At 55.5% G+C, this 211-nt stretch carries 2 tRNA genes; both read left to right on the forward strand.

Annotation, left to right across the window (positions count from 1 at the left end):
- Positions 1-2 precede the first annotated feature (2 nt).
- Positions 3-79 (forward strand) — tRNA-Met (locus tag OGX91_RS00200).
- 58 nt (positions 80-137) lie between these two features.
- Positions 138-211, forward strand: a tRNA-Met gene (locus tag OGX91_RS00205).

Genomic DNA, 211 nt, shown 5'->3' on the forward strand with positions numbered 1-211 from the left:
GACGCGGGGTGGAGCAGCCTGGTAGCTCGTCGGGCTCATAACCCGAAGGTCGTCGGTTCAAATCCGGCCCCCGCAACCAATTAAAATCTGATGTAATATTTTTGCAAAGTGTTTGAAATACGAAGCAAAAAGACGGACGCGGGGTGGAGCAGCCTGGTAGCTCGTCGGGCTCATAACCCGAAGGTCGTCGGTTCAAATCCGGCCCCCGCAA

Source organism: Citrobacter sp. Cpa228 (assembly GCF_030333085.1).
Classification (GTDB): domain Bacteria; phylum Pseudomonadota; class Gammaproteobacteria; order Enterobacterales; family Enterobacteriaceae; genus Citrobacter; species Citrobacter pasteurii.